Source organism: Methanomassiliicoccus luminyensis B10 (assembly GCF_000308215.1).
Classification (GTDB): Archaea; Thermoplasmatota; Thermoplasmata; order Methanomassiliicoccales; family Methanomassiliicoccaceae; genus Methanomassiliicoccus; species Methanomassiliicoccus luminyensis.
In genome coordinates, this window is record NZ_CAJE01000024.1 from 107,326 (window position 1) to 129,840 (window position 22,515).

Sequence of the window (22,515 nt, forward strand, 5' to 3'; positions counted from 1 at the left end):
CAGAGGCGCGCTTTCGGCGCCTGCCGCGGCCCCGAACATATGATCGCCCCCTGACGGTCCGTGGCGCCGTTCCCCCTCGCGCCTCACGTGGCATAGTGAGGGGGTCCCGGGTGCACCTTCTCGATGTACCGGGGTTCGAAGATGTCCTTCTCGCTCAGCGCCCTGTCGATATATCCCAGGTCCTTGAGCGCTCCCACGAAGCTCATGGTCGAGGCGATGTACTCCTCGGAGAGCGCGGCGCAGTACTTTGGAGATACAGCGTAGGTCTGGAGTATGAAGTCCTCATCCACCGTCCCCACCAGGTTCGCCACGATCCCCGCCGCCTTCTGGGGGTCCTCCCGTATCAGCTTGGACGCGAGCTCGTGCTCCTCGAGGAGATCGAGGATGAGCCCCTCCTCCTCCATCAGCTCTCCGCGGACCACGATGCCGTAGCTTGGATTGTTCGGCCACAGACGGTCCGGGGGGATGACGATCTTGGCCCCGCCGTACCTCTTGGCCGCAACGGCCAGGGGCGGGGTGCCGAACGCCGCGGGGATCTCCCCGTCGACGAGGGCCTGCAGGACGTAATCGGCCCAGGCATAGTTCTCGATCTTCACGTCGACCCCGTACCGCTCCGCCAGGTCCCGCCCTATGACGTCGTGTATGGACCCCTTTGGCGGGGTGCCCACGGTCCTTCCTTCGAACTGCTTCAGCACCGACCCGGGGTCCCCCAGCTCCCCGAAGCCCTTGTACTCCTTCTGCGCGACCATGACGGTGCCTTCGACGTGCCCGCCGGCCACGCACTTCAGGTCCAGTCCCCTGCCCATCCCTATGATGGCGGGGGGCAGTCCGACGTACCCCATGTCGATGTCCTTCTTCTCGAACGCCTTCACGATGTCCGGCCCGGAGGCGAACAGCTTCCACTCTGCGTCGATGCCTCTCCTCTGCAGCCGGTCGGTGCCTTCCAGGATGAACGAGGTGTGATAGAACGTCGAGAGGTGCCCGATACTGATCTTCCGCGCCATGCCTATCGGTCCTTAATATGGAGGGCCCTTGATATTTAATGCTAAGCCGGGGGCCGTCCAGATGTTTCCCTTGTTGTGGGAGGGGCCGTCGATTTTTGTACTATCGCCCATCAAATGGCCTGATTGTACCGCATAGCCGAATTATTATCCTCTTTGGGTTATGTGTGGTATAAATAGGTGAAAAGTGCTCAGCCATATCAAGAACGGCCGTCAGCGGACCGAGGCGATGGCATGGGCAGGCACTGCGACATACTGGAGATACGGGGCGGCGTGGACAAGAACGGCGAGAAGGAAGAGGTGGACCGGCTGGTCTTCCGCCCCGGCGAAATCGTCGGCATTGTCGGGCCGACCGGTTCCGGCAAGACCACCCTCATCAGCGACATCGAGCAGCTGGCGGTGGGGGACACGGTCTCCCAGCGGCAGGTGCTCATAGACGGCGATCTTCAGGACGTCCGCACCCGGGCCGACCCCCGCAGCAAGCCGGTGGCGCAGCTGTCGCAGAATATGCACTTCCTCGCCGACATGGACGTGGAGGAGTTCCTGCGCATGCACGCCCGGAGCCGGGGCAAGGACGCCTCGCTGGTGCCCGAGGTGGTAGCCACCGCCAACCGCCTGACCGGGGAGCCGGTGCGGACGACCGACCATCTCACCCAGCTCAGCGGCGGCCAGTCCAGGGCGCTCATGGCCGCGGACATCGCCATCATCTCCGACTCCCCCATCGTGCTGATCGACGAGATCGAGAACGCCGGGATAAGGAAGCAGGAGGCGCTGGGCCTGCTGGCCGGCCGGGGAAAGATAGTGATCGTGGTCACCCACGACCCCCTGCTGGCGCTGCTCGCGTCCCGAAGGGTGGTGATGTCCGAGGGAGGCGCGCGGCTGGTGCTGGAGCGGACCCCCCAAGAGGAGCGGGTCTGCTCCCGGCTCATGGAGCTGGACGGATGGATGCTATCCCTGAGGGAATCGATCAGGGAAGGCAGGACGGTGAGCCTGGCATGAAGATGGTTGTGATCGCCGGCACTCCCGGCGCGGGCAAGACCTCGGTACTCTCCTGGATGACCAAGACGCTCGTCCGCAAGGAGGTGCGGCCGGTTCTGGTCAAGATAGACTGCCTGTGGACGGACGACGCCAAGAGAATGGAGCGGCTGGGGATCCCGGTCAAGGTGGCGCTGGCCAGGGACATGTGCCCCGACCACTTCTCCATCTACAACACCGACGGCATGCTGGACTGGGCCCGTTCCGAGGGGGCCGAGGTCCTGCTGGTGGAGACCGCGGGCCTCTGCCTGCGCTGCGCGCCCTACTCCAACCGATGCCTGGCGGTCTGCGTCATCGACGCGACCTCCGGGCCGAACACCCCTTTGAAGATCGGCCCCATGCTGACCACCGCCGATGCGGTCGTGGTCACCAAGGGGGACATGGTATCCCAGGCGGAAAGGGAAGTGTTCCGGGAGAGGGTCCTGGAAGCGAACCCCTCATGTACGCTCATAGAGGCCAACGGGCTTACCGGGAAAGGCTCCGCGGAGCTCGCCGAGCTGGTGGCGGAGGCCGCGGACACCATCGATGTCATGAGGCTCCGCCACACCCCGCCCTTGGGGGTGTGCACGCTGTGCGCCGGGGAGATGAAGATGGGAAAAGAGAACCACCGGGGCGTCCTGCGCCACATCGACGGCTCGATGTTCTATTCGGGAGAATGATGGAATGAGCAGCATAAGCATACTTGAGACATTGCCGGGGTACAATTGTGGGCGGTGCGGCTTCCCCAACTGCCGTAGCTTCGCGGCGGCGCTGGGGGACGGCGCCGAGGTGGACGACTGCCCGCTGCTGCTCCAGGAGAGGTACGCGGAGAACCGCGCCAGGCTCGTGGAGGCGGTGGCATCGAGGCCGGAGAGGCCGGTCGAGCTGGTGGGCAATAGGGTGGCCGCGGACGTCATCCTCGCCCCCCTGCCGGGGGAGCCGGCCTGCCGGGAGTTCATCTATCCCTTCGACCGCGACGTGAGGCCCCAGGCCGGGGAGCTGGTCTCCTACCGCTGCCTGGGCTGTCCCATCCTCCACTTCGCCAAGGTGGCCAAGGTTGACCACTCCGTCCTCATGGTCCAGGTTACCGGGCCGCTCCACCGCCTGGGCATCACCGACAGCGTGCCCACGGACATCGGGATATGCTCCACGGTGGCCTTCGAGGGGCAGGTCGTCAACGACCGCATCGTGGAGATCGGGGAGACGGTGAGGTTCATCCCCCATCGCTGCATGATGCAGAAGGTGCACTCCGGCGTGGTGGTGAGCTCGGAGGGGGACAAGGTCAGGATCGAGAACGTCGACCTCAAGGTGTGGGGCTGAGGGCTTGGCCCCTTTTTTCTTGCGGACCGCTCTCAGATTAGCGGGCGGGGCGGGTCTTCCGGCTGGATGACCTGGGGCGCCTTCACCACCTTGCGCCGGTGCTCGATCAACTCCTCGCCCCACTTGGAGGCGGCGTAGACAGGCACCTTGTTGCCGGCCTGCATCGGCGCTCTCTCCTTCGCCACGGCCCTGATGCTCTTGGAGCCGCACGCGGTGACGATGTCGCAGGAGTCGAACAGGACCTCGGCGTCCTCCGCGGTCCGCCCGGAACTGTGCACGGCGAAGATAGCCACCCTGTCGCCGTACCGGTCCCTCAGTGCCTTAGCGTCGCCGGCGAACGAAACGGTCACCCCCACCTTCTTGAACCCCAGCTTGAACGCCAGCTCGGTCCCGGCGAGCTGGTCTATCTTGGCGGTTGACGGGTCCAGCACCCTGTCCCTTCCGACGGCGTCGATGACCTCATCGATGGGGGACGTCTCCACTATGCCGGAGATGCGTCCGCCGATGCCCTGTATGAGATCGGGCTCCGAGACCACCAGGGTACCAGTGCCGTCGCACACCAGCACCGCGGCGTCCAGCCGTCCCTCGGCCACCGCCATGCCCAGGAGCTCCGATACGCCGAAGGACAGGAAATCCCTCATCCGAAGCTTGCGGTCGGGGGTGCACATGCCGAAGTCCTTGATGCGGAACTCGATGTTCTCGCGGACGATCTCGGGGGTCATGGTCTCTATGCCCCGCTTTTTATAGAACAAGGGGCAGTACTCCAGCTGAGGCTCCCCGACCTCCACGATCTTGCCGTCCTCGATCACTACCTTCGTCTTCCCAAGAGCCTCGATGACATGCCTGCCCATATGATTCACCCTCGACGGTTCATTCGGCCGTGGCCTGGTCCGGCGAAGAGGGCGATGCGCGCTCGCCCCTGATCGAAGCGACGGCCTTTCTCACCGCCGCCTCCAGGTCGCCGCTGTCCTCGATCGGCTCTATGCCGTTCTCCTTCAGCAGCTCGATCGCCGGGAGGCCGAACTTGGTAGAGATGACCGCGTCCATGCCTTTCAACTTATCGGACGTAGCTTCGATCTTGGTGCGGTGGCCCGGACCGAACAGGGGGATCTCCTGCTCCTCCGTCACGTCGATGCTGGGGCCGGGAACTACCTTGCCGTCCTCGAATCTATAGGTCCTGAAGACCTCGGTCAGACCGAAGTGCTGGTCAACCCCTTTTCCGCTCGATGTGGCCACGGCTATGCGGTACGAGCTCTTCTGTTCCGGTGGCATGATGATGTCCCTCTCTTTCGTGGCGCAGGTGAAGTGCGCGAACTCCGCCGACCTGTCCTCGCCCAGCAGCCCGATGGCATCGGCCCGGCACTGCCGGCAGTGCCTCATCTGACGTATGTCCACCTCGCACTCGTCCTGCAGCTGCTTGCGTTCCTTGGACGTCGGCGCGCGCATGCTCTCGAACTTGGTGCCCGGAACCGGTATCAGAGGAAGAATGTTCACTATGTAAGCGCCGAGCTCCTTCGCTCTCTTCGCTACCGCGGGCAGATGGTCCATATTGATACCTGGGACCAGCACGGAGTTGACTTTGACCGTGATGCCCGCCTCGGTAGCGCGCCTAATCCCCTCGAGCTGATTATCGATGAGGATCTTCGCCGCTTCCTCCCCGTGATATGCCTTCCCCTCGAACATCACGAAGTCGTATAGCCTGGCCCCGATCTCCGGATCTATGGCGTTCATGGTGACGGTGACGAACCTCACTCCCAGTTCTTTCAGCCGGTCCGCGTTCTTCGGCAGGTTCAGACCGTTGGTGCTCAGACAGAAGGTAATCTCTGGGAACTCCTTCTTCATGAGCTCCAGGGTTTCGAACGTCTCCTCGTTGGCTAAAGGGTCCCCGGGACCGGCGATGCCGATGACCGAGAGGTTCTCCAGCTTCCCCCTGACGTAGCTGACCTTCTCCACCGCCTGTTTTGGGGTGAGGACCTCAGAGGTCACTCCCGGCCGGGACTCGTTAGTGCAGTCATACTTGCGATCGCAGTAGTTGCACTGGATGTTGCATTTCGGGGCGACCGGCAAATGCATCCGGGCGAACTTGCGGTGGGCGCCGGAATAAAAGCAGGGATGGGCCCTCAGGCGCGCCTCGGCCTCCATGGCTGTGTCTGGCGTCAATGCGTTCTCAAGCGGTTCCAGCCGCTAAATACCTGTTTGTGGGTTTAATTCTAAAATGAATACGAATAATTCTCGTCCAGGCTCATGTCGATTCGGGGCTCTTCCGATGTGCAGCCCCCCCTCGCTAGGCGGCGACGCGCTCCCTCTTCGTTTCGTGCAAAAAATGAAGGACGGGCGACAGGCCGCGCCGGAGGGGTCGAGCCAGACGTGCTCCGGCATGATGGCCGTGCAGTCAATGTCCGATCGTTCTCTCCACAGCCGAAGTGTGGATTTCTAGTCGGTTCCGACTGTCGTTATGCAGTTTAAATAGGCTGCCCGACTCGTTTTAAAAATAGACCTCTGCGCCTAGAATCCCTCAGTCAACTGGAAACCTCTTGACATGAAATGAAAGGAGAAACCTAAAATGGCGAAACAGAGGAACATTGCGATATATGGGAAGGGTGGGATCGGCAAGTCCACCACTTCATCCAACATCAGCGCCGCGCTTTCCGAGCAGGGCTTGAGGGTCATGCAGATCGGGTGCGACCCTAAGAGCGATTCCACCAACACCCTCCGGGGCGGCGAGTTCATACCCACAGTCCTGGACACCCTCCGGGGCGGGAAGAGGTTCGAGACCAGCGACGTCGTCCATGAAGGGTTCAACGGCGTCCTGTGCGTCGAGGCCGGCGGTCCCGAGCCCGGGGTCGGCTGCGCCGGCAGGGGCATCATAACCGCCATCGAGCTGCTGAACCAGAGGAAGGTGTTCGACCACTACAAGCCGGACGTGGTCATCTACGACGTCCTCGGCGACGTGGTGTGCGGAGGGTTCGGCATACCCATCAGGGAAGGGGTGGCCGACCAGGTGTACACCGTCACCTCGTCCGACTTCATGGCCATCTATGCGGCCAACAACCTGTTCAAGGGCATCAGGAAGTACGCCAACAGCGGCGGCGCGCTGTTCAGCGGCATAATCGCCAACTCCACCAACCTCCCCATCCAGAGGGAGATCATCGAGCACTTCGCGGCCGCCACCAAGACCACCATCGCCGAGTACGTGCCCCGCTCCCTCACCGTCACCAAGAGCGAGCTGCAGGGAAAGACGGTCATCGAGGCGGCCCCCGATTCCGAGCAGGCCGATGTCTACAGGGCCCTGGCCAGCAAGATCGTGAAGAACCAGGACCGCTACGTCCCCGCCCCGCTGGAGGTCGATCAGCTCAAGGCATGGGCGGAGAGCTGGTCGGACAAGCTGCTGGAGAGCCGCGACGCTCCCACCGGGATCAACTTCGCCATCCAGAACGAGGCTGCGACCGAGAGCCTGCCGGGGGCGGTCTCCAAGAGGCCGGCCCGGAGGTCCAAGTCCGACGGCTCCGTCCTGGTGAAGTCCTCCCCTGGCGGTAGGGCCGCGTCGGTCAAGGGAGGATGAGAGATGGCCGCGAAGAAGCAGAGCGCCAAGAACGTTCCCAATGGCGAGCCCGTGCCGGAGGTCCACATCGTCAACAAGAGGATCGACCTCGGCGAGAACACCTGTCCCAACCGCGAGGAGCGGGCCAACGGTATCAACGTGTACTACGGGAAGGCCACCGAGTTGCTGGCCGACGCCCGCGCCGGCAGGCTCAAGCAGTGCGACCGCAAGTTCCAGCAGTCCTCGGGCTGCCCCCTGAACTTCTACCTCACCGTCAGGGTGAACACCATCCGGGACGCCACCATAATCTATCACGCCCCGGTGGGATGCTCCGTCCCGTCGCTCGGGTATCGCGAGCTGTTCCAGCACCTTCCGACCAGCCTGGGGCTGCCGGAGCAGTATGACCTGCACTGGATGACCACCAGCCTGAACGAGAAGGACGTGGTGTACGGTGCCCAGGACAAGCTCAGGGCGGCGGTGCAGGAGGCGCAGAGGAGGTACGACCCCAAGGCCATCTTCATTCTCACCTCCTGCGCGTCCGGCATCATCGGCGAGGATATCGAGGGGACCGTGAACGCGATACAGCCGGAGACCAAGGCCACCATCGTGCCGATACACTGCGAGGGCATACGCTCCCGTCTGGTGCAGACCGGTTACGACGCCTTCTGGCACGCTGTGCTCAAGTATCTGGTCAAGGAACCCAGGAAGAAGCAGGAGGACCTGGTGAACTGCGCCAGCATGCTCTCGTACACCTGGCAGGACCGCCTGGAGATAAGGAGGCTCTTGGGCAGGATGGGGCTCAGAGTGAGCTACGTCCCTGAGTTCGCCACCGTGGAGCAGTTCGAGCAGCTGTCCGAGGCGGCCGTCACCGCGCCGCTGTGCCCGACCTACACCGACTATCTGTCCAGGGGGCTGAAGCAGGAGTACGGCGTGCCGTACTTCATGTACCCATCCCCCATGGGGTTCGCCAACACCGATGGGTGGCTGCGGGAGATCGGGAAGGCCACCGGCAAGGAGAGGGAAGCGGAAAAGGTCATTGAGGAGGAGCATCAGAAGTGGGGGCCCAAGATGAAGGCTATCCAGGAAGAGTTCTCCAAGATCAAGCCCAACGGCGAGAAGGTGGAGGTCCTGGGCGCCCTGGGGCAGGGAAGGCTGCTGGCGCAGGTGCCCTACTTCGACGAGCTCGGCGTCAAGTCCTCGGCCGCCATGGCCCAGGACTACGATAACCTGATCATCGACGAGCTGGAGAAGGTAGTGGAGCAGGTGGGCGACTTCAACATCCTGGTCAACACCTTCCAGGCCGCCGAGCAGGCCCACATCAACCGCAGGCTCGATCCGGACATGACCCTGACCTGCCCGTTCCAGGGCAGCTCCTACAAGCGGCTCAAGGGCATCACCAGGGTCCACTCGCTGCGCGGCGACGGGAACCTGTGGGCCCAGCAGAGCGCCTACGCCGGCGCTGTCGCGTACGGCAGCTTCCTGCTCCAGGCGTTCAAGAGCAAGACCCTGCAGAAGACCATGAAGACCAAGACCAAGGATGGCATCAGGTCATGGTATTACGAGCAGGAGAACCCGCTGTACTTCCTCGACAGCGACGCCGACGAGGTGGGACCGTGACCTCCTCAGAGATAGACGCGCTGGGCGTGGAGGCGGTGTACCCGGAGATCGCCGAGGCCCCCCGGTGGACCTGCTCCCTGGGCGGCGCGTACCTCGCCACCACCGCCATCTACGGCGCTGTTCCGATACTGCACGCGGGGGCGGGCTGCGGCATCGCCCAGCTCCTGGGCTTTCACTACGGCGCGGGAGAGAACGCCGCCGGAGGGACCGGCGGGACCAGCGTGCCGTGCTCCTGCCTCATCGAGAAGCATGTCATCTTCGGCGGGGAGGACAAGCTCCGGAAGCTCATCGACTCGTCCATCCAGCTAATGGACGGCGACCTGTACGTGGTCATCTCTGGCTGCGTGCCCGCGCTCATTGGCGACGACGTTGAGGCGGTAGTGAGAGAGTTCCGCGGGAAGAAGATACGGGGCGTCAGCCCGGAGATCGTGGTGGTGAACACCGCCGGCTTCAAGGGCAACACCTTCGACGGCTACGAGGTCCTATTGGAGTCGATCATCGACCAGATCTTGGAGCCCCGTCCCCAGAGGAAGAAAGTGGTCAACATCCTGGGAGTGGTGCCGCTGCAGCACATCTTCTGGAAGGGCGACCTGGAGGCGGTGAAGAACCTCCTCGCCAAGATCGGCGTGGAAGCGAACATCATCTTCACCGAGTTCGACGGCCTGAAGAAGGTGAAGGCGCTGCCGGAGGCGGAGCTGAACATCGTGCTGTCGACCTGGAACGGCCACAAGGCCGCCCGGAAGCTGAAGGAGAAGTTCGATCAGCCCTACATCTCGTTCCCCTCCACACCCATCGGCCCGCAGCAGACCAGCGAGTTCCTGAGGGCCGTGGCCAAGAAGCTCAAGGTCCCCAAGAAGACCGTGGAGAGCGTGATCGCTCAGGAGGAGCGCCGCGCCTACCGCTTCGCCGAGTACATAATGGACGGCGTCATCATCGGGCTCCCGCACCCGTTCCTGGCGGTGGTGGCGGACACCAACACCGCCCTGGGCGTAACGAAGTACCTGGCGAACGAGGTGGGGCACCTGCCGGAGGTGGTGCAGATCACCGATGAGCCTCCCGAGGAGGTCCGCGAGATGATCAGGCACGAGCTGACTGAAGGGCTGGAGTCGGTGGTCAAGCCGGACATAATCTTCGAGAGGGACGCCTTCAAGATCAGGAACAACTTGAGGAACCGGAGCTTCCAGTTCCTGCTGGCATCTTCGCTGGAGAAGTGGCCGGCGGCTAAGGAGTTCTCGGTCGGGCACCTCAGCATCACCTTTCCCACCTTCGATCGCGCCATCGTGGAAAGGACGTACACCGGATATCGCGGCGGGAACAACCTGCTGGAGGACATAACCTCGAAAGTGGTCGGCCCGCTCTGAAGGACTGAAAGGGAAAAAAAGGAAGAAGATCACGAGGTGAAAAATGACCAGAACCGACATCCCCAGCGCAAGCGCTGGAAGCTCAGCCTCCGCCACCGCGGACATCTGCGAGGGGACGGAGAAGAGGGACGGGACCGCGCATGCGGCCGCCCCAGGGGGCCAAGTGCCCCTCGACTGGGACTATGAGGCCGGGGAGGGCGGGGCCGCCATCAAGATCAAGGCGATCGACGTCAAGAAGACCTTCGCCGCGCGCGGCAACGGGAAGAACGGCAGCTCCGGCGGCACGGCCGCCCTGGGCGGCCTGAACCTCGCCATCTCCAGGGGGGAATTCCACGTGATCCTGGGGCCTTCGGGCTGCGGCAAGTCCACCTTCCTGGACCTGGTGGCCGGCCTGAGCAAAGCCACCGAGGGAGCGGTCCTCATCGACGGCGTGCCGGTCAGCGGCCCCGGCCCCGATCGTGCGGTGGTGTTCCAGCAATACGCGCTGCTCCCATGGAAGACCGCCCTGGGCAATGTGGAGTTCGCCCTGGAGAACCTGGAGCCGGACAAGAAGAAGCGCCAGGAGACCGCCTCCCGCTACCTGGGACTGGTCGGTCTCGAGGGCTTCTTCGGCCACTACCCCCACGAGCTGAGCGGGGGGATGAAGCAGAGGGTCGCCATCGCCCGCGCCCTGGCCATCGGCCCGGACATATTGCTGATGGACGAGCCCTTCGCGGCGGTGGACGCCCAGACCAGGGAGATCCTGCAGCGCGACCTGCTGCGGATCGCCGCGGAGACCGGGAAGACCGTCCTCTTCATCACTCACAGCATCGACGAGGCGGTGTTCCTCGCCGACCGGGTCTCGGTGATGACGGCGCGCCCGGGCACCATCAAGAGCGTGGTCCCGGTCCCCCTGACCAGGGAGGAGCGGCTCCATGACGACGTCAAGGTCTCGGACCCCTACATCCGGACGAGGCACCGGCTCTGGGAGCTCCTGAAGGAGGAGGCGATAAAGGCCCAAGGCCTGACGAGCGAGATACCGGCCAAAGCGCCGGGCTTGGACCCTGGCATCAAGGTAAGCGCGGGTGATTGAAATGGGCGCTGCAGCGAGCTCAAATGTAAAAAAGAACGGGCTGGAGCTGGGCTTCGGTCTGCTGGCCAAGGCCGGAGTGAAGTTCGTGCACGTGTTCGGGGCCATCATCGTATTCCTGGTGCTGTGGGAGATTGCCCCCGATCTCGGGCTGATCAACGAGGTAATAATCCCCACACCGACGACGATCTTCGACAAGTTCGTCCAGACCATCCTCAGCGGAGAGCTGCTGACGCACGTCGGCATCAGCATGCAGCGCATACTCTTGGGTTTCGGCATAGCCTTGGCAGTGGCGCTCCCCCTGGGCTTCCTGCTGGGAGGATGGTTCAAGACGCTGGAGACCGCGGTGAACCCCCTTCTGCAGGTGCTCAGCCAGGCCAATCCGTTCACCCTGTTCCCGGTGTTCATCACCCTGCTGGGGATAGGCGAGATATCCAAGATCAGCATTATCTTCTGGGTGTGCCAGTGGCCGGTGCTGTTCAACACCGTGACCGGCATAAAGAACGTCGACCCGGCCCTGGTGAAGATGGCCCGGTCGCTCGGAATGAGCAAGTTCCAGATGTTCTACAAGGTCCTGCTACCCGGAGCGATGCCCTCGGTGTTCACGGGCATCCGGATGAGCGCGGTGTTCGCGTTCTTCATGCTCATAGGCGCGGAGATGATAGGCGCCAGCTCTGGTCTGGGATACATGATACTGCAGGCCCAGGCCACTTTCCAGATGCCCAAGATGTGGGTCGGGATCGTGACGGTGGCGCTGCTCGGCATACTGGTGAACCTGCTGATACAGTACCTGGAGAAGAGGCTCTCCGGGTGGAAGGAAGCGATCACGATATGATCTGAGGATCAAAGAGCGAAGAAAAAGGAGTGAAGTGACGTGACAGAGAAGAGGACGACATACATAGCGGTAGCCATAGTGGCCGTTCTGGTGGTCGCGGTCCTGGTGGCAGCCTTCGTGCTGCCCAAGGAAGGCGAGGCCAGCGGGTACACGATCAAGGCGAACGTGAACAAGGACTGCACGGGAACGCCCTTCTACGTGGGGCAGCAGATCGGGTACTTCGAGGCCTACGGGATCAACTTCGTTGACCAGGGCGCCTTGGACTACTCCCTCCAGCCCACCGCCCTGGCCTCGGGCCAGGACGACATCTACGACGGGCACCCCATCACCATCATCAACCTGATACAGGGCGGGGCCAAGGTGAAGGGCGTGGTGATGAGCGGATACGAGCCGGACGACGGCAACGTGAGCAAGCAGCACATGCACTGGCTGGTAAAGGGCGACAGCCCCTACAACACCATCGACGACCTGTTCACCAAGCTCGACCGCAAGCCGGTGATAGCGGTCCTGGCCCAGGGGATCTGCGCGGACCTGGAGACCATGGTCCTGCTGGACAACGCCGGGTACTCGCCGGACCAGTACGAGATAAAGAAGCTGGCCGACCCCTACCAGGAGGCGGCCCTCCTCAATGGGGAGATAGACGTGGCCGTCCTGCACCCGCCGTTCTACGCGGCGGCCGAGGAGCACGGCGGCGTCAGGGTCCTGGCGACCAGCATGGACACGCTGGGCCAGTTTGCCGGGACCTCCTTCCTGGTCTTCACCGAGGACTTCATCGAGAAGAACCCTGAGTCGGTAAGGCAGTTCATCAAGGCCTACAAGGACTCCCAGAGATGGGCCAACGATCACCAGGAGGAAGCCGGCAGGTTGACCGCCGACACCATCGGACTCACCAGCGCGGTCCCGCACTGGTACAGCTACAACGGCACCATTACCGATGCGGACATCCAGCCCTGGATCGATGCCATGGAGAAGTTCGGCCTGATCCCGGAAGGCGCGTTCGAGCCCTCCGACCTGTACACCACCGAGTTCAGCGACCTGTGGACGGACCCGGTGGCCCCGCAGCCTCTGAACCCGTTCAACTCCCCGACCAATCGAGACCATGGGTGGCTGAACGAGACCGCGGGCCTGATCGCCCCCATCTCCTCGTTCGTGGAGGAAGTGCTCGTTCATGCGGACCACCACTCGATAGACGAGGCCGTCGTGCCGACGATCGCCAGGGAGAGGTGATGCGGGGAACGGCGTGAAACCCGCGCCCCGGAAGGGCCTGGCCCGGCCCGCGCTCTTCCGAAGCACTTTATTTTCACGACCGCGTCGAGCGAGAGAGGTGATCATGGCCGATACCGGGGTGAAGATGGCCGGTGCAAATGGCGGATGGGCCGGCCAGGGTGGTCAAGCGAGGCCTTTCGGCCTGCGCCTGGCGCTCTCGGCGGTGCCAATACTGGTCTTCCTGGCGGTGTGGCAGTACGCCCCGTCCGCCGGGCTCATCAGCCCCACGGTCCTGCCGGCCCCCACCACCATCATGCGGGAGGTCGCGGAGCTGACCATGACCGGCGAGCTGGTGGAGCATATCGCCATCTCCCTGGGCCGCACCGTGGCCGGCCTGGCCCTCGCTATCATGCTGGCAGTGCCGCTCGGCTTCCTGCTGGGAGGATGGTTCAAGACGCTGGAGACCGCGGTCAATCCCCTGCTGCATATGTTCAGCCAGGCCAATCCGTTCACCCTGCTCCCGGCGTTCATCGCCGTGCTGGGGCTGGGGGAGCTGTCCAAGGTCACCATGATCCTCTGGGTTTCCATGTGGCCGGTCCTGTTCGGGACGGTCAGCGGGATAAGGAACGTAGACCCCGAGCTGGTGAAGATGGCCAGATCGTTCGGGCTGAGCAGGGGGCAGCTGTTCGAGAGGGTCCTGCTACCAGGGGCCCTGCCTTCGGTATTCGCGGGGATACGATCCGCTACCCTCCTGGCGTTCTTCTTCCTCATCGGGGCGGAGATGATCGGTGCCAGTTCCGGGCTGGGGTACATGATATCCCAGGCCTGCCCCTTCCATCAAGGCTCCTTCCAGCTGGAGAAGATGTGGGCGGGGATAGTGACGGTGGCCCTCTTGGGCATCCTGCTGAACGGGGCGGTGGCGAGGATCGAAAGAAGGTTCTCCCGGTGGAGGGAGGGTGCGGAGATATGAGGAGGTTCCTGAAATGATCGGCAAGAAGGCAGTAGCATTGATCGCAGCTGTAGCAGTGGCGGCGGCCTTATTGGCCGCCCTGGCGTTCCCGCCCAGCGCGTCGGCGGACGGCCACACCATAAGGGCGAACATCAACAAGGATTGCTCCAGCGCCCCGTGGTTCGTGGGAGTGCAGAAAGGCTATTTCGAGGCGTACGACGTCAATGTCGTGGACCGCGGCTCGTTGCTCTATAGCCTGCAGCCCGCCGCGTTGGCCGGGGGGCAGACCGACGTGATCGACGCCAGCCCGGCCACCGTGATCCACATGCTGCTCAGCGGGGCCAAGGTGAAAGGGGTGGCGCTCAGCGGGGCCTCTCCGGAGGAGATCGGCAACAAGGTTGAGGGCGACATGCATTGGCTTGTGCTCAACAGCAGCAAGTACCACAACGTCCAGGACCTTGTGGCCGGCGGGAACGTTCCCAGGATCGGGGTGAGCATGCCGGGCTTCTGCATGGAGATCGACGCCGACGGATGGTACGAAGACAACGGCATCGAGATGGGGTCTTTCGAGTTCGTGGTCATACCCGACCCGCATCTGGAGGACTCCCTGCGGCAGGGCCTGATCGACGTGGCCGTATTGCCGCAATCGTTCTACACGGTAGTGGAGCCAAGGGGCGGCGTCAGGCCGATATCGACCAGCCTCGATCCGTCCGGCTCGCTGGGAGAGACCTCCCTGATATTGTTCACCGAGGACTTCATCGAGAAGAACCCCGACGCGGTGAGGGCGTTCGTCCAGGCCTACAAAGGAGCGGAGCGGTGGGCCAACGACCATCCTCACGAGGCGGAAGGCATCACCGCCCACGCCGTGGGGTTGCACCACGTGACCTCCCACCGGTACAGCGATTCCGGGAAGATAACGGACGAGGTCTTGCAGCCATGGATCGACGCGATGGTGATGGACGGGACCATAGCTGCAGGGGAGGTCGAGCCCTCCGACCTGTACACCACCGAGTTCGGCGACCTGTGGGAGAACTCGACGGGACCGCAGCCCCTGGACCCCTTCCCCGCCCTGCCGCACGAGAGCGCCCACGCCCTGGGCGGTACGGAGTTCCATGCGGTCCGGGCAAGGCCCTCCGAGTGATGCACCGCCGGAGCCCCATGCGATAGAAAACGGCTATATACAAGGGGGTCCAGTGAGAACTAGCGCATCTGCCGCGTGAGCCGTCCTCGGACCGAAAGGCCAGGGGCGTGGTCGGCAGGTCACCGGACGGTTCAACCATGTGGCTTACGGGGCATTTCGCCGTTGCGCTCATAATATGCCTGCCGCTGCTGCTCCTGTTGAAGGAGCAGAGGGGCCTGGGGCTGGTCTACGTGGCCTTCTTCTCGGTGCTGCCCGACTTCCTTCACTCCGGCGCGCTGAGGATGGCCAGCCACTCCCTGCTGGGATGGGCCATCATGCTGTCGGCGGTCCTGGCGCTGTTGATCATCGCGTTCCGCCTCCGGCCGGCCCTCCTGGCGATCGCGGCGCTGGCGTCCTTCGCCCACCTGCTGGGCGATCTGTACATCGGGTCGATATTCCCGTTCTATCCTTTCGACCCGAACTACGTGGTTCTCCACAACCTCAACACGCTCTTCGCCCTCCGGGCGGAAGTGCTGTTCATCATCCTGGCGGCGGTGATGCTCATCGTCCTCCTCCGCCCGTGGACCACCCTGAAGGGGGTGAGGAACTATTCGCCGTCCCAGCGGAGGAACCTGCTGGTGCTCATGCTCCCGTTCGGGCTGATGACCCTGGCGGAAGGGGCGTATTACTTCCTGTTCTTCTTCCGGAACCAGCCCGGCATCGTTGCGGGAGTGATACTGCTGGCCTTCCTGGGCCTGATCGCGTTCTCCTTCATCGTGACGCTGCTGGCGCTGCTGCCGTCGGCGGCCCGGGAGTATGACCGGTGCGCCCAGAGGCAGTTATACTAGGGTCACCTCGCCTTTTCCAAAGCCTGGGCCAGGTCCTCGATGAGATCCTCCTTGTTCTCGACCCCCACGGACAGCCGTACGAGGCCGTCGGCCAGCCCGCAACGCAGCCTTTCCTCGCGCGGGATGGAGGCATGGGTCATGCAGGAGGGGCATTCGATGAGCGATTCCACCCCGCCCAGGCTCTCCGCCAGGGCGAAGATCTTGGTGGACTCGACCACCTTCACGGGGTCCAGGCCGTCCTTGAGCTCGAACGACACCATGCCCGAGAACCCACTCATCTGCCTCTTGGCGAGTTCGTGCTGGGGATGGCTCCTGAGCCCCGGATAGTTGACCCTCCGCACGAGATCGTGGCCTTCCAGGAACTCCGCCACCGCCAGGGCGTTCTCCTGGTGGCACTTCATCCTCAGGTGCAGGGACTTGATGCCCCGCAGCGTCAGGTAGCATTCCTGAGGTCCGGGCACCGCGCCGACCGCGTTCTGGTAGAACCTCAGCCTCTCCACCAGATCGGGGTCCTTGGCCACCGCGCATCCTCCGATGACGTCGGAGTGACCGCCGATGTACTTGGTGGTGGAGTGGACCACCAGGTCCGCCCCGAGGTCCAGGGGCCTCTGGAAGTACGGGCTGGCGAAGGTGTTGTCCACCACCACTAAAGTCTCCCTGTTGGCGGCATGCGCCTTCCCGGCCAGCTCCTTGATGTCGTACACCTTCAGCAGCGGGTTGGTGGGGCTCTCTATCCACATCATGTCGGTCATTTCGGCCAGTGACCGGTCCACCGCTCCAGGGTCCCCGAGGTCTACGAAGTCGAACCCCAGGCCGAACTGGGAGAAGCACTTCTTGAACAGGCGGAACGTCCCTCCGTAGAGGTCGTTGCACACCACCACCCGGCCTCCCGAGCTGAGAAGGAACATCATGGTGGCCTCGGCGGCCAGACCGGAAGCGAAGGCCAGTGCGCCCATCCCTCCCTCTATAGCTGCCAACCGCTCTTCCAGCGCCCTCCTGGTGGGATTGCCGGAGCGGGAGTACTCGTAGCCGTTGGTCGGTCGATCGACCTTCTTCCTGGCAAAGGTGGAGGCCATGTGTATGGGGACCGCCACGTCCCCATTGGCCTGCTTCTCCGGCTCCTCGCCCGCGTGCACCGCTTCCGTCTCGAACCTCATTCGATCCCTCCTTCCAGGAAGCCGTGCTCCCTCATCCACCGGTCGTTGTAGATCTTGCTGAGATACTTGGCCCCGCCGTCGGGGAGGACCACCACGACCACGTCCTGCGGTCCCAGGTCCCGGGCCGCCTGCAGGGCCACGTGCACTGCCGCCCCCGACGAGCCGCCGGCGAAGATGCCCTCTTCCCGGGCGAGGCGGCGCGTCATCAGGAACGCCTCCTTGTCGCTGAACTGGATGACGTCGTCGATGTACTCGAAGTGGACGTTCCTGCACAGGATATCCTCGCCCACTCCCTCCACGAAGTAGCTGTGGGCTTCCGGGAACTTCCCGGTCTTGAAGTAGTGATAGTACACCGAGCCGTGGGGGTCGGCGGCGATGACCTTGACCGACGGGCTGACCTCCTTGAGATATTTGGCGATGCCCGAGACGGTCCCCCCGGTGCCGACCCCGGCGACGAAGTGGGTGATCTTCCCCTCGGTCTGTTCCCAGATCTCCGGGCCGGTGGTGCGGTAGTGGGCGTCGGTGTTGGCGGGGTTGTTGAGCTGGTCGATGTATAGCGCGTCCGGCTTTTCCTCCGCCATCCTGCGCGCTACCGAGTAGTAGCTGCGGGGATCATCGGCGGAGACCTTGGTCGGGGTCACGACGGTGTGCGCCCCGAACGCGCGCAGAGCATCGATCTTCTCTTGGCTCATCTTGTCGGGGATGCTGAACACGCTGCGATATCCCTTCACCGCGCTGACCATGGCCAGCCCCATCCCGGTGTTCCCGGAGGTGCTTTCCACCACCGTGCCGCCGGGGACGAGGCGGCCCCTTCTCTCAGCCTCCTCGATCATGGCCAGGGCGATGCGGTCCTTGGCGCTTCCGCCGGGGTTCATGAACTCAAGCTTGGCAAGCACTGTCGCTTCGAGGCCTTCGGTGACCTGGTTCAGCCGCACCAGAGGGGTCCTCCCGATGGCCTGCAGAATATTCTCATACCACATTTTCTCACTCTCCGGTGCCGGACATCACGACGGCGGTCCCCCTGATGCGGAGACCCTCGTCATCGGCGGCAAAATTCAATGAAGGGATCGGAAGAACAGACCTACCGGGCGGACGCCTGCGGACGACAAACGCGATCCCTTCTCAACATAGACCGGAGCAAAGGTTACTGGTTATTTAAGTTTAACTATTGTTAACTATGGTCAGTACGTAGGAACCCGCTCGAGACCCGTCCCAGCTCGCACGTTTACAGAAAGAAGTTCTTTGGTCATCACGAGGTCGGAGATCACCGTGGACGGTGGCAGCGACAAGCTTCTTTCATAGTGTCCGCGCTCCTCGTTGCCGCGATCGCGGCCTGGCCTAAAAAGAAATGACCTTCCGAAAGAGCTGGGGCGGCCCCCGGTCGGGAGCGGGCGCTCGCGGCATTCCGGAAGGAGATATGGTAGAGCGGACGATGGCTCAGCCGCCCGCCATGGGCGGGAACAGCACTATGCCGTCCCCTTCCTTGATGCCGGTGGCCAGGCCGTTCAGCTCCTTGATGTTCTTGCCGTTCAGGAAGAGGTTGACGTACGGCCGCACCTGATCGTTCTCCAGCACGGCCGGTCCCAGCTCCGGGAACCTCTCCACCAGCGCCGAGACCACATCGTTGACGGTGTGGCCCCTGGCGTCGACATCGACCTCCTTGCTGTTGGCAATATTGCGGAAATGCCCGAACAATTTCACGTTCACTTTCATTCCATTCCTCCGTATCATTTGTGCCCGTGCCCGCAGGCCGCGCACTTGGGGTCCTTGTTCAGATCGATCTCGTGGAACTCCATGTACTCGCCGTCGAAGACCAGCAGGCGGCCCTCTAGCGTTCTTCCGATGCCCAGGACCACCTTCACCGCCTCGATGGCCTGCAGGGTCCCCAGCACGCCGGGGGTCGCCCCCAATATGGGGAACACCTCCTTGGGAGGGGCGTGGGGAAAGGTGCATTCGAGGCAGGGGGTCTTCCCCGGGACGATGGTGGTGATGCGCCCCTCCATGCCCCATACCGAGGCGTGGATGAACGGCACCCCGTGCTTCAGCGCCGCCCTGTTGAGCAGGAAGCGGGTGGGGAAGTTGTCCATGGCGTCTATGATGAGGTCATGTCCCTTGGTGAGGTCGTAGACATTGTTCTCGTCGATCCGACCATGGAACGCGGACACCTCTATGCTCGGGTTGATCGCGGTGAGCTTTTCCAGCCCGCTCTCCACCTTCACCCGGCCGACGTCCTTGTCCCAATGCAGGATCTGCCGGTTGAGGTTGGAGAGGTCCACCACGTCCAGGTCCGCTATGGTGATGTGCCCGAACCCGGCCACCGCCAGATAGGTGGTCACCGGGCAGCCCAGGCCGCCCACGCCGGCGACGAAGACCCTGGTGCTCTTCAGCTTCTTCTGCCCCTCTTCCCCGAAGCCCTTGATCATCATCTGGCGGTTGTATCGCTTGATGTCGTATTCGGTCAGTTCGTCCGTCGCCATGATGCCCTCATTAACTATTGTTAACTATATAACTGTTGCCAAATGGGAAATAATTTCCTGATTGTGTGAAGATGCTCCTTGCCGCACCCATCTGGGCAAATATCGCCGGCGTCATCGCCCCACGCTCCCGGTCCGCCTCCGTAGCTTTATGCGCGGGCTTCGCCATAAAACCATGGGCGGGCGGGACGTCCAGATGGAATTGCGGAGAGGCAGCGGCGCCGTCCGGTCCTACTGAAAACCCGGACCATGAGCCTAAATATGCGGACCGTTTTCATTCCCCGATGACGGCGGGGAATAGGCCGGAGGACCGGGTCACGGGGACCGAGGGAGCGACCATATGCGCCCGGGACGTGGTGGTGCGGTACGGCCAGATCACGGCGCTGGACCACCTGTCCCTGGACATCTCTCCCGGAGTGGTCGGCCTGCTCGGCCCCAACGGTGCCGGCAAGAGCACTTTCATCAAGACCGTCCTTGGCCTGGTGGATCCGCAGGGCGGCTCCCTGACGGTGGCCGGCCTCGATTCCAGGACGGACACCCTGAAGGTGCGGGACATCGTCGGCTACATGCCCGAGCACGATTGCCTCATCGATCCGATGAGCGCGGTGGAGATGGTGGCGTACATGGGCCGCATCTCCGGCATGTCCAAGAAGGACGCCGTGCCCCGCAGCCACGAGATGCTCGACTTCGTCGGCGTGGGGGAAGAGCGGTACCGCCCCATCGGATCGTACTCCACGGGCATGAAGCAGAGGGTCAAGCTGGCTCAGGCAATAGTGCACGACCCCGCGGTGCTGTTCCTGGACGAGCCGACCAACGGCATGGACCCCCTGGGCCGGGAGGAGATGCTCGAGCTCATCGCCCGCATCTCCGCCTCCGACAAGACCATACTGGTGTCGTCGCACATCCTCCAGGATGTGGAGAAGGTGTGCCGCGAGGCGGTGATCGTCAGCGGCGGAAAGGTGGTGAACCGGGGAAGCATCGAGGACCTCATGGCCCCCGCGCAGGGACGCAAGAGGCTGACCGCGAGGGGAGCGCCTGAAAACCTCAGGGCCTTCACCGACCTGCTGTGCAAGGAGCACGAGGTCGTGGACATCTCCGAGGAGTTCGGGCAGGTGAGGGTGGTCCTGGTGACCTCCGCGGACAGCAGGAGCATCTTCGAGCTCGCCTGTCGGCAGGGGGTGCGGATCCGCTCCTATCAGCCGGACAAGATCTCCCTGGAGGACATCTACATAAGCTCGGTCGGCGGGGTGGCCTGATGGGACTTAACCCCATAGAGTACTCGCCATGGACGGGCACCAGGAGCGAGCATGCCCAGCGGTACCTGGTCATCGCCGAAAGGGTGCTCCGGGACAAGATGCGGGGCTGGACCATCGCCCTGATCGTGCTGGGCATAGTCCTCATCGACCTCCTGAACCTGATAGTGATGATCATGATGCCTCACGAGGTGCTCACCTCGGAGAGCATGCTGTCCAGGTTCGGGGGTACCCTCTTCTTCGTCTTCACCATCATCCTCGTCTCCCTGGTCTGCGGCGACCTCCTCGCCGAGGACCTCCGCAGCAGCTCCATCACGCTGTACCTGTCCCGCGCCCTGCGGCCGGCCGGGTACCTGCTGGGGAAATCTGCCGGGGCCCTCATGGTGATGCTCATGTTCACCCTCCTTCCCGCGGTCATGGTAGGGGTGGCGGTCATGGCCACCCAGTCGGGCAGCGATTACCTCGCCAGCCTGGAGGTGATAGGCCAGACCATCGCCGCGGGCCTGTGGACCGCGGTGTTCCTGCTGCCCCTGGGACTGATGCTGTCCTCCCTGACCGGGCGCAAGACCTACGCGGCGGTGGGGACCTTCATGGCCGCCTTCGTCCTGGAGATCATCGGGAGCATATTCACCGAGTTCGATCCCAACTGGCACCTCATCAGTCCGTTCGGGGTGATGTACAACTCCTGCCTGGCGATATTCGGGCAGGACCTGTCGCCGGGCATCGACCCGGTCCTCCTGGCGGTCATGGCGTTCGTGTTCACGGTGCCCCCGGCGCTCATCGCCTACTACCGCATCTACCGCAAGGGGGTGGGAAAGTGAGCGAGGCCATCGTGTCGGCCAAGGACCTCTCCAAGTGGTATGGCGAGGTCATCGGGCTCAACAATTTCGATGTCACCATCGGGAGGGGGATCACCGGCGTGGTCGGGCCGAACGGCGCCGGGAAGAGCACCCTGTTCAAGCTGCTCATCGGCACGATCAAGCCCAACGCGGGCGAGCTCCTTGTCCTCGGAAGATGCCCCTGGAAGGACAGCAAGCTGCTGTCCAGCATCGGCTTCTGCCCCGACTACGACTTCCTGTACCCCGACCTCACCGGGCGCGACTATCTGCGCTTCGCCGCCGGCCTGCACGGCATCGGCGGAGCGGCCCGGGAGAGCAGGGTCGACGAAGTGCTGGGGACGGTGGAGATGACCAAGGCTGCGGACCGCAAGATCGGCGGGTACAGCAAGGGCATGAAGCAGCGCATCAAGATCGGAGGGGCGCTCATGCACGATCCCCCGCTCCTCCTTCTGGACGAACCGTTCACCGGGACCGACCCTGCGGTTCGGAGGGAGCTTATCGACCTGGTGAAGATGCTGAACCGGGAGCAGGGGCGGGACATCATCATCTCCACGCACGTCCTGCACGAGGTCGAGCGCCTCACGCATAATATCGCTCTCATCTACAAAGGCAGGGCGGTGGCCACCGGGGACATATCGGAGATCAGAGGGCTGATGAGCCGCTACCCCCACAACATCGTGGTAGAGGGCAAGGGCATGGTCGAGCTGGCCAAGATGCTGGTGGAAAGGGATTACACCGTGTCGGTGGAGCTCGGGCCGGACCGGAAGGGGCTCAGCGTGAAGGTCAACCGGCCGGAGGACTTCTTCGATTCCGTCCCCGAGCTGCTGAAGAACCCGGCCTGGGAGCTGGAGAGCATGCACAGCACCGACGACGACCTGGAATCGGTGTTCCGGTACATGGTGGGGTGGTGA

The 22,515-nt window shown here is 63.3% G+C and carries 22 protein-coding genes; 15 read left to right on the top strand and 7 right to left on the bottom strand.

All coding sequences use genetic code 11. The annotated features are described in order from the left end of the window. Positions 1–83 precede the first annotated feature (83 nt). The gene (locus WYS_RS13365; protein WP_019178686.1) at positions 84–1,004 is read right to left on the bottom strand and encodes an ABC transporter substrate-binding protein; all 921 of its coding nucleotides are present in this window, start codon (positions 1,002–1,004) and stop codon (positions 84–86) included. Positions 1,005–1,235: 231 nt separating this feature from the next. On the opposite strand from WYS_RS13365, the gene WYS_RS13370 reads away from it, so the two are divergent. The 3 genes from WYS_RS13370 to WYS_RS13380 are packed head-to-tail and all read left to right on the top strand — an operon-like array spanning position 1,236 to position 3,335. Continuing rightward, complete coding sequence (locus WYS_RS13370; protein ID WP_019178687.1) at positions 1,236–2,000, top strand: ATP-binding cassette domain-containing protein; 765 nt, start codon at positions 1,236–1,238, stop codon at positions 1,998–2,000. Continuing rightward, positions 1,997–2,695 carry a GTP-binding protein gene (locus WYS_RS13375; protein ID WP_019178688.1) on the top strand — a complete coding sequence of 233 codons (699 nt, stop codon included), beginning with the start codon at positions 1,997–1,999 and terminating at the stop codon, positions 2,693–2,695. Before WYS_RS13370 ends, WYS_RS13375 begins: the two co-directional genes overlap by 4 nt. A gap of 4 nt (positions 2,696–2,699) precedes the next feature. Continuing rightward, positions 2,700–3,335 carry a (Fe-S)-binding protein gene (locus tag WYS_RS13380; protein WP_019178689.1) on the top strand — a complete coding sequence of 212 codons (636 nt, stop codon included), beginning with the start codon at positions 2,700–2,702 and terminating at the stop codon, positions 3,333–3,335. A 32-nt stretch (positions 3,336–3,367) separates the two neighbouring features. On the opposite strand, the gene WYS_RS13385 is transcribed toward WYS_RS13380, so the two are convergent. Both WYS_RS13385 and nifB read right to left on the bottom strand, forming a co-directional pair. Beyond that, positions 3,368–4,186, bottom strand: a complete 819-nt coding sequence (locus WYS_RS13385) for a methanogenesis marker 8 protein (protein WP_019178690.1) — start codon at positions 4,184–4,186, stop codon at positions 3,368–3,370. 19 nt (positions 4,187–4,205) lie between these two features. Next, positions 4,206–5,495 (bottom strand): nitrogenase cofactor biosynthesis protein NifB, encoded by a 1,290-nt coding sequence (nifB, locus tag WYS_RS13390; RefSeq protein ID WP_236993820.1) that lies wholly within the window; start codon positions 5,493–5,495, stop codon positions 4,206–4,208. Between the two features lie 403 nt (positions 5,496–5,898). Here nifB and WYS_RS13395 point away from each other — a divergent pair, with 403 nt between their 5' ends. The 9 genes from WYS_RS13395 to WYS_RS13435 all read left to right on the top strand — a co-directional run bounded on the left by WYS_RS13395 (position 5,899) and on the right by WYS_RS13435 (position 15,881). After that, on the top strand, positions 5,899–6,897 hold the full coding sequence (locus tag WYS_RS13395) for a nucleotide-binding protein (RefSeq protein WP_019178692.1): 999 nt from the start codon (positions 5,899–5,901) through the stop codon (positions 6,895–6,897). Positions 6,898–6,900: 3 nt separating this feature from the next. Then, on the top strand, positions 6,901–8,493 hold the full coding sequence (locus WYS_RS13400) for a nitrogenase component 1 (RefSeq protein WP_019178693.1): 1,593 nt from the start codon (positions 6,901–6,903) through the stop codon (positions 8,491–8,493). After that, positions 8,490–9,854: a nitrogenase component 1 gene (locus WYS_RS13405; RefSeq protein ID WP_019178694.1), complete on the top strand. Its 1,365-nt coding sequence runs from the start codon at positions 8,490–8,492 to the stop codon at positions 9,852–9,854. The genes WYS_RS13400 and WYS_RS13405 overlap by 4 nt, the downstream gene beginning before the upstream one ends. A 43-nt stretch (positions 9,855–9,897) precedes the next feature. Then, positions 9,898–10,926 (top strand): ABC transporter ATP-binding protein, encoded by a 1,029-nt coding sequence (locus WYS_RS13410; protein WP_019178695.1) that lies wholly within the window; start codon positions 9,898–9,900, stop codon positions 10,924–10,926. Between the two features lies 1 nt (position 10,927). After that, positions 10,928–11,758 carry an ABC transporter permease gene (locus WYS_RS13415; RefSeq protein ID WP_019178696.1) on the top strand — a complete coding sequence of 277 codons (831 nt, stop codon included), beginning with the start codon at positions 10,928–10,930 and terminating at the stop codon, positions 11,756–11,758. Positions 11,759–11,797: 39 nt separating this feature from the next. After that, a complete protein-coding gene (locus tag WYS_RS13420; protein WP_019178697.1) occupies positions 11,798–12,985 on the top strand; it encodes an ABC transporter substrate-binding protein in 1,188 nt (395 codons plus the stop codon). Between the two features lie 103 nt (positions 12,986–13,088). Beyond that, positions 13,089–13,934 (top strand): ABC transporter permease, encoded by an 846-nt coding sequence (locus WYS_RS13425; protein WP_236993821.1) that lies wholly within the window; start codon positions 13,089–13,091, stop codon positions 13,932–13,934. A gap of 13 nt (positions 13,935–13,947) precedes the next feature. Continuing rightward, positions 13,948–15,054, top strand: coding sequence for an ABC transporter substrate-binding protein (locus tag WYS_RS13430; RefSeq protein WP_147654231.1), 1,107 nt, complete (start codon positions 13,948–13,950; stop codon positions 15,052–15,054). A gap of 137 nt (positions 15,055–15,191) precedes the next feature. Then, positions 15,192–15,881, top strand: coding sequence for a hypothetical protein (locus tag WYS_RS13435; RefSeq protein WP_026069134.1), 690 nt, complete (start codon positions 15,192–15,194; stop codon positions 15,879–15,881). Between the two features lie 2 nt (positions 15,882–15,883). On the opposite strand, the gene WYS_RS13440 is transcribed toward WYS_RS13435, so the two are convergent. From WYS_RS13440 to WYS_RS13455, 4 genes are all read right to left on the bottom strand, one after another. After that, positions 15,884–17,038 carry a trans-sulfuration enzyme family protein gene (locus tag WYS_RS13440; RefSeq protein ID WP_019178701.1) on the bottom strand — a complete coding sequence of 385 codons (1,155 nt, stop codon included), beginning with the start codon at positions 17,036–17,038 and terminating at the stop codon, positions 15,884–15,886. Then, the gene (locus tag WYS_RS13445; protein ID WP_019178702.1) at positions 17,035–18,018 is read right to left on the bottom strand and encodes a PLP-dependent cysteine synthase family protein; all 984 of its coding nucleotides are present in this window, start codon (positions 18,016–18,018) and stop codon (positions 17,035–17,037) included. Before WYS_RS13445 ends, WYS_RS13440 begins: the two co-directional genes overlap by 4 nt. Positions 18,019–18,475: 457 nt before the next feature. Then, on the bottom strand, positions 18,476–18,751 hold the full coding sequence (locus tag WYS_RS13450; protein ID WP_019178703.1) for a ubiquitin-like small modifier protein 1: 276 nt from the start codon (positions 18,749–18,751) through the stop codon (positions 18,476–18,478). A gap of 14 nt (positions 18,752–18,765) precedes the next feature. Then, positions 18,766–19,515: a HesA/MoeB/ThiF family protein gene (locus WYS_RS13455; RefSeq protein ID WP_019178704.1), complete on the bottom strand. Its 750-nt coding sequence runs from the start codon at positions 19,513–19,515 to the stop codon at positions 18,766–18,768. A gap of 281 nt (positions 19,516–19,796) precedes the next feature. Here WYS_RS13455 and WYS_RS13460 point away from each other — a divergent pair, with 281 nt between their 5' ends. The 3 genes from WYS_RS13460 to WYS_RS16270 are packed head-to-tail and all read left to right on the top strand — an operon-like array spanning position 19,797 to position 22,515. Beyond that, a complete protein-coding gene (locus WYS_RS13460) occupies positions 19,797–20,768 on the top strand; it encodes an ABC transporter ATP-binding protein (RefSeq protein WP_019178705.1) in 972 nt (323 codons plus the stop codon). Continuing rightward, the gene (locus tag WYS_RS16265) at positions 20,768–21,586 is read left to right on the top strand and encodes an ABC transporter permease (RefSeq protein ID WP_019178706.1); all 819 of its coding nucleotides are present in this window, start codon (positions 20,768–20,770) and stop codon (positions 21,584–21,586) included. Before WYS_RS13460 ends, WYS_RS16265 begins: the two co-directional genes overlap by 1 nt. Further along, a complete protein-coding gene (locus tag WYS_RS16270) occupies positions 21,583–22,515 on the top strand; it encodes an ABC transporter ATP-binding protein (protein ID WP_019178707.1) in 933 nt (310 codons plus the stop codon). The genes WYS_RS16265 and WYS_RS16270 overlap by 4 nt, the downstream gene beginning before the upstream one ends.

Coding starts and splice junctions, on each gene's coding strand:
- WYS_RS13365 (WP_019178686.1), bottom strand. CDS start 1,004: ATGGCGCGGAAGATCAGTATCGGGCACCTCTCGACGTTCTATCACACC.
- WYS_RS13370 (WP_019178687.1), top strand. CDS start 1,236: ATGGGCAGGCACTGCGACATACTGGAGATACGGGGCGGCGTGGACAAG.
- WYS_RS13375 (WP_019178688.1), top strand. CDS start 1,997: ATGAAGATGGTTGTGATCGCCGGCACTCCCGGCGCGGGCAAGACCTCG.
- WYS_RS13380 (WP_019178689.1), top strand. CDS start 2,700: ATGAGCAGCATAAGCATACTTGAGACATTGCCGGGGTACAATTGTGGG.
- WYS_RS13385 (WP_019178690.1), bottom strand. CDS start 4,186: ATGGGCAGGCATGTCATCGAGGCTCTTGGGAAGACGAAGGTAGTGATC.
- WYS_RS13395 (WP_019178692.1), top strand. CDS start 5,899: ATGGCGAAACAGAGGAACATTGCGATATATGGGAAGGGTGGGATCGGC.
- WYS_RS13400 (WP_019178693.1), top strand. CDS start 6,901: ATGGCCGCGAAGAAGCAGAGCGCCAAGAACGTTCCCAATGGCGAGCCC.
- WYS_RS13410 (WP_019178695.1), top strand. CDS start 9,898: ATGACCAGAACCGACATCCCCAGCGCAAGCGCTGGAAGCTCAGCCTCC.
- WYS_RS13415 (WP_019178696.1), top strand. CDS start 10,928: ATGGGCGCTGCAGCGAGCTCAAATGTAAAAAAGAACGGGCTGGAGCTG.
- WYS_RS13425 (WP_236993821.1), top strand. CDS start 13,089: ATGGCCGATACCGGGGTGAAGATGGCCGGTGCAAATGGCGGATGGGCC.
- WYS_RS13430 (WP_147654231.1), top strand. CDS start 13,948: ATGATCGGCAAGAAGGCAGTAGCATTGATCGCAGCTGTAGCAGTGGCG.
- WYS_RS13435 (WP_026069134.1), top strand. CDS start 15,192: ATGTGGCTTACGGGGCATTTCGCCGTTGCGCTCATAATATGCCTGCCG.
- WYS_RS13440 (WP_019178701.1), bottom strand. CDS start 17,038: ATGAGGTTCGAGACGGAAGCGGTGCACGCGGGCGAGGAGCCGGAGAAG.
- WYS_RS13445 (WP_019178702.1), bottom strand. CDS start 18,018: ATGTGGTATGAGAATATTCTGCAGGCCATCGGGAGGACCCCTCTGGTG.
- WYS_RS13450 (WP_019178703.1), bottom strand. CDS start 18,751: ATGAAAGTGAACGTGAAATTGTTCGGGCATTTCCGCAATATTGCCAAC.
- WYS_RS13455 (WP_019178704.1), bottom strand. CDS start 19,515: ATGGCGACGGACGAACTGACCGAATACGACATCAAGCGATACAACCGC.
- WYS_RS13460 (WP_019178705.1), top strand. CDS start 19,797: ATGACGGCGGGGAATAGGCCGGAGGACCGGGTCACGGGGACCGAGGGA.
- WYS_RS16265 (WP_019178706.1), top strand. CDS start 20,768: ATGGGACTTAACCCCATAGAGTACTCGCCATGGACGGGCACCAGGAGC.